The sequence below is a fragment of the Nocardia sp. NPDC004604 genome (assembly GCF_040609795.1).
Taxonomy (GTDB): Bacteria; Actinomycetota; Actinomycetes; order Mycobacteriales; family Mycobacteriaceae; genus Nocardia.
On record NZ_JBEXLC010000278.1, the window covers coordinates 1 to 4,788 of the forward strand.

The window sequence follows — 4,788 nt, forward strand, 5'->3', positions numbered from 1 at the left end:
ATAAACAGTAATGAAACATTATACACAGTGTAACATAGTTTTTTAATCATATACCCCGCCACACCGGCACCGACGGCGAACCCGCCGGTCAGGCTCATCGCCGAACGTCGCGCCCCGGTCCCGGCCGGCAGCTGTGGCCCGAACGGCTGCTGCGAAAGTTCCTTGAGCCAACTGCTTCCCACCGCCATTGCCGATCCGAGCGCGACCCCGCAGAGCACCCGTCCGGCCGATAGTAGCGGCACCGACGCGGATCCGAAGGCCAGCAGCAGCGAACCGGCCGCGGCGATCAGCGGTGCTGGGCGCATCAGCATGCGGCGGCCGTAGCGGTCCGAGAGGGGGCCGCCGATCAGCAGGGCGGGCACAATTCCGAGCACATAGTCGAACAGCAGTAGATCCACCGTGGTGACCGGCAGTCCATTGCCCTTGTACATCACCAGCAGCGGAGTGAATTCGTTTCCGCCCCAGGCGATCGCGAACATCGCGGCCGCAACACCCCACCACTGTCTCGCGCCCCGGCCCTGCTCCGACCTGGCGTCGACGGCGAGGAGCGTTGCCATTACAGGCCTCGCATTTCGAGTTGGTGTACGCCGGACATATGGTCGACGAGCGCGGTGGCGAATCCGGCCACATCGCCGGTCTCGATCAGCTCGGCCAGGCGCGTGTGCTGCTCGATGATGCGGGCGGTATCGGTCGAACCGCGATGCAGCGCAGCGCTGTTCATGCGGCGCTGCCGTTCGCGCAGCGAGTCGTAGAACCCGGTGAGCAGTGGATTGCCCGCGGCGACCACATAGGTGCGGTGAAAGTCGGTGTCCGCGACGGCGAAACGCTCGAAGTCCGCGGCGGCGGCCAGCTCGCGCTGGCGATCCAGCGACGCGTGCAGTTCGGCGATCATTGCCGCGCGATCTGCGGTAACCACCGCGCGGACCGCCGCAGTCTCCACGACGTAGCGGGCGTGTACGACGTGTTCGGCCTCGGCGGGCGGAATCGGCACCACCAGCGCACCGCGTTTGGGGTAGAGCTTCATCCATCCCTCGACCTCGAGTCGCAGAAATGCCTCCCGCACCGGGGTACGGGACATGCCGAGGTCAGTGGCGATCTCCCCCTCGCTGATCAGCTCACCACCCGGCAACGCGCCGGTCAGGATGCGTTCCTTGACCTCGCGGTAGGCGAGTTCGGCGGATGAATACGTCTTAGACACAAGTTGTATATTAGCGACACGACATGGGAGCCGATACAGGGCCCGGCGGCACGCGTCGTATAACATTCCACTATGGAACGTTAAGGGAAGGAGCAGTCTGTTGGCGAACACCTCGACACAACGCAAATCGCTGAACTCCACGGCGGCGTCGCTGCTCGGATTTCTGCACGACGGTCCGATGTCGGGCTGGGATCTGGTGACCGAGGCCCAGGACCGCATCGGCGACTTCTGGACCATTACCCAAAGCCAGGTCTATCGAGAGCTGGCCACCATGGACGCGGCCGGACTCGTCGAAAAGGGTGCGATCGGCGCGCGCGACCGCACGCCGTATCAGATCACCGACGCGGGGCGCGAAGCGTTCCTCGAGTGGGTGGCTCGCGATCCGGGTGCGGAGACCATTCGCGTGCCGCTGCTACTGACCCTATCGTTCGGCAAGCACGTCGATCCCGATCACCTCGATCGAATCATCGCCGCCAACAAGGAGGTTCACCAGCAGCGTCTGGACCACTACCTCGCCGACGAGCACACCGGCATGTCCCCCTACCAACGTGCCACCCTCGAATTCGGCATCGGCTATGAGCGCACGGTGCTGGCCTGGTTCGACAAGCTGCCGGAGCTACTCGGCCGGTGAGCAGAGCCCCCGCAAGCTTCTACGGCACTGCACGCTGGAACCGCCCCCCTGGACATATCGCGACAACCACGGCGGCGCGGCCTCGGTGACCACGCAACCGTCGCACTGCGACGTCCACACAAGAACGGGAAGGGTTTCGCGCGACTCCGGCTTCACCTCAGCGGATCGAGTCGATTACGAACGACCGGATGCGATATCCCGCAACCATTTCCACGCCTCCGAGACGGTCTCGGCGACAATCGCCGCGGCTGGCAACTCGGGTCGGTCCGCGACGACGACGGGAATGCCCGCCGAGCGAGCGGCGGCGAGTTTGGCGCCGGTCTGATCGCCGCCGCTGTCCTTGGTGACCAGCACATCGATCCGGTACTGGATGAGCAGGCGCAACTCATCCGCGGGCGAGAAAGGCCCACGCGCGAGGAGTAATTCGTGTTGCGGCGGTAGCGCGCCGGCGGGCGGGTCGATAGCGCGAATCAGGAACCACCGGTCCGTCAGCCCCGCGAAGGCGGCGACGCCCTGGCGGCCGATTGTCAGGAAGACGCGCTCCCCCAGTCCGGAAACCGCCTGCGCGGCCGCGTCGAGGTCGGGCACCCGGTGCCACCGATCGCCGGACTGTTCGCGCCATCCGGGCCGCCGCACATGCAGTAGCGGCAGGCCGAGATCCGTTGCGGCACTGGCCGCATTCGTGCTGATCGTGCTCGCGAACGGATGTGTGGCATCGATGACTACCGCGATCTCGTTGGCCACCAACCACTTCCGTAAACCATCGACTCCGCCGAAGCCGCCGATCCGCACCGGCCCCTCCGGCAGCAGCGGATCACGAACACGACCGGCGAGCGAGGAAACGATCTCGAATCCTCGCTCGCCGGAAGCGATGTGGGCGAGTTCCCTGGCTTCCCCGGTACCGCCCAGAATCAGACTTTTCAGGGTTGCCCGCTGAAGTAGGCGATGCCCGCGTTGATCAGGTTCGGGCCGCCCGCGATGAGCAGGCCGATGAGCGCGCCCACCGGCAGACCGATGCCGAAGAAGAAGAAACCGATAATGCCGCCGATGACCGCACCGAGCGACGCGCGCTGCAGTTCGCTGAAGAACCACTCCTGCGAGGAGATGGCCTCGGCGGAGGCCGTTGCCGCGGCAGCGGTCGGCTTGACATCGGGGGTCAGCGTCAGCTTCTGGGCCGACGGGTCGATGGTGGCGGCGATCGGGATCAGCTGGTCACCGACCTTCGCCTGCAGCGGGATCGAGGTGACGACCGCGCCCTCGGTGTTCTTCACCGTGACGTACTTCTGGTCGGCGTCGAGACTGAACGCGCCGCCGGTGACGGCCGCGACGATCGACTTGTCGACCAACTGCACCGCGTAGTTCACGCCATGGTCCTCGCCCTGTACCGCGGGCGCGGCCTGGTTCTGCACGGCCGGAGCGGGTGCCGCCGGAGCGGCGCCGGACGTACCCGCCGCAATACCCGTGGCGGCAACGGCCATCATCGCGGTGGCGGCAAACTTCTTGTACTTCATAAATCTCCCCAATAGGACACGGATCCGGCGATAACGTCCGGATCTCGGGCACCGACCCTACCGCCGGATGGAGTCCGTTTCACCTACCAAGTGAGGTTTTCAGAACGAGCCGCCTTTCACGACGACCCACTGCGTGATGGGCAGCTGCGGTCGCCAGGTCGTGAACCTGCCGAGGGCTTCGGCCCGGTAGATCTGAAACTTCCGCAGTTCACCGCCGTGCGCGGCGGACCAGTTCAGCAGCAGCGCTTCGGATTCCGCGGTGACCGCATTCGCCACCAAGCGGCCGCCCTGGCGTAGATGGGACCAGCATGTCTCGAATACGCCATCTTGTGTCAGGCCGCCGCCGACAAAAATGGCATCAGGAGGCGCGGATTCGGTAGATTTTTCTACTTCGGTGAGCACCTCTGCGCGCACACCGACGTGCGGAACACCCAGGGCGGCGGCGTTGTCGGCGATCTTCCGCCGCCTGTGTTCGAGTCGCTCGAAGGTGACTGCCCGACAGCTCGGATGGGTGCGGCACCATTCGATCGCGATACTGCCCGAACCTCCGCCGACATCCCATAGCAATTCCCCGGGCGCGGGTGCCAGCGCGGCCAGCGTCAATGCTCTGACCTCGGACTTGGTGAGCTGACCGGCACCGCCGTACAGCTCGTCCGGTAGGCCGGGCACGCGCGTGGCCCGTCGATGTTTCGGATCGGCGACGCAGTCGATCGCGACGATATTGAGCGGATCACCCGCCGCAAGCTCCCACCTCGCCGCGCGATCGCGCACCACCCGTTCGCGCGGACCGCCCAACTGTTCGAGCACGGTCAGCGTCGATTCCCCGAAACCATTGCCCCGCAACAGTTCCGCAATCCGTCCGGGCGTGTGCTCGTCGGCACTCAACACCAGGACGCGCCGTCGATCCGCCAACTCGGGCAATACCGTCTCCACCGGCCGCCCGACCGCACTGACCACCGGCACCTCCGCCAACGCCCACCCCAGCCGCGCACAGGCCAGCGATGCGGATGACGCCTGCGGAAACACCCGCAGCCGCTGCGCCCCGAACAGCCGCGCCAATGTCACCCCGATGCCATGGAACATCGGATCCCCGCTGGCCAGCACGCACAGCTGCCGTCCGGCGTGGCCATCGAACAACGTGGGCAGCGCGGGCAGCAATGGCGAAGGCCACTCCCGTGTGTCCGCAGTAATGGCCGCCGGCAGCAACTCCAACTGGCGCGCCGACCCGAATACCAACTCGGCTCCCGAGATCGCCTCCCGTGCAACCGATCCGAGCCCGGACCACCCATCGGCGCCGATCCCTACAACTGAGATCGGCGGTCCATCCCGGTCCGCGATATTTTGTGCGCCGTTCACCGGGGCATCCGGCGCCAGATGGGTTGGGGCAGTAGCCGGATCGCGAAGATGACCGGTCGCAGGATGCCGGGGACCCAGACGCGGCCTGCGCC

6 protein-coding genes and 1 pseudogene are annotated in these 4,788 nt (G+C 66.0%); 1 reads left to right on the forward strand and 6 read right to left on the reverse strand.

The annotated features are described in order from the left end of the window. Positions 1-557 (reverse strand): MFS transporter (locus ABZW16_RS43085; RefSeq protein ID WP_354961943.1); only part of this gene is annotated, 557 nt, incomplete at its 3' end. Beyond that, positions 557-1,198 carry a GntR family transcriptional regulator gene (locus ABZW16_RS43090; RefSeq protein ID WP_354961944.1) on the reverse strand — a complete coding sequence of 214 codons (642 nt, stop codon included), beginning with the start codon at positions 1,196-1,198 and terminating at the stop codon, positions 557-559. The genes ABZW16_RS43090 and ABZW16_RS43085, both read right to left, overlap by 1 nt. A gap of 100 nt (positions 1,199-1,298) precedes the next feature. Here ABZW16_RS43090 and ABZW16_RS43095 point away from each other — a divergent pair, with 100 nt between their 5' ends. Beyond that, positions 1,299-1,829 (forward strand): PadR family transcriptional regulator, encoded by a 531-nt coding sequence (locus ABZW16_RS43095; protein WP_354961945.1) that lies wholly within the window; start codon positions 1,299-1,301, stop codon positions 1,827-1,829. A gap of 174 nt (positions 1,830-2,003) precedes the next feature. On the opposite strand, the gene ABZW16_RS43100 is transcribed toward ABZW16_RS43095, so the two are convergent. The 4 genes and pseudogenes from ABZW16_RS43100 to ABZW16_RS43115 form a co-directional block, all read right to left on the reverse strand. After that, positions 2,004-2,753 (reverse strand): cobalt-precorrin-6A reductase, encoded by a 750-nt coding sequence (locus tag ABZW16_RS43100; protein ID WP_354961948.1) that lies wholly within the window; start codon positions 2,751-2,753, stop codon positions 2,004-2,006. Further along, on the reverse strand, positions 2,750-3,340 hold the full coding sequence (locus tag ABZW16_RS43105) for a hypothetical protein (protein WP_354961946.1): 591 nt from the start codon (positions 3,338-3,340) through the stop codon (positions 2,750-2,752). The genes ABZW16_RS43100 and ABZW16_RS43105 overlap by 4 nt, the downstream gene beginning before the upstream one ends. Before the next feature lie 99 nt (positions 3,341-3,439). After that, positions 3,440-4,696 carry a precorrin-6y C5,15-methyltransferase (decarboxylating) subunit CbiE gene (cbiE, locus tag ABZW16_RS43110; protein ID WP_354961947.1) on the reverse strand — a complete coding sequence of 419 codons (1,257 nt, stop codon included), beginning with the start codon at positions 4,694-4,696 and terminating at the stop codon, positions 3,440-3,442. Then, positions 4,693-4,788 (reverse strand): annotated as a pseudogene (locus ABZW16_RS43115) (oxidoreductase); the annotation flags it as partial. The gene cbiE and the pseudogene ABZW16_RS43115, both read right to left, overlap by 4 nt.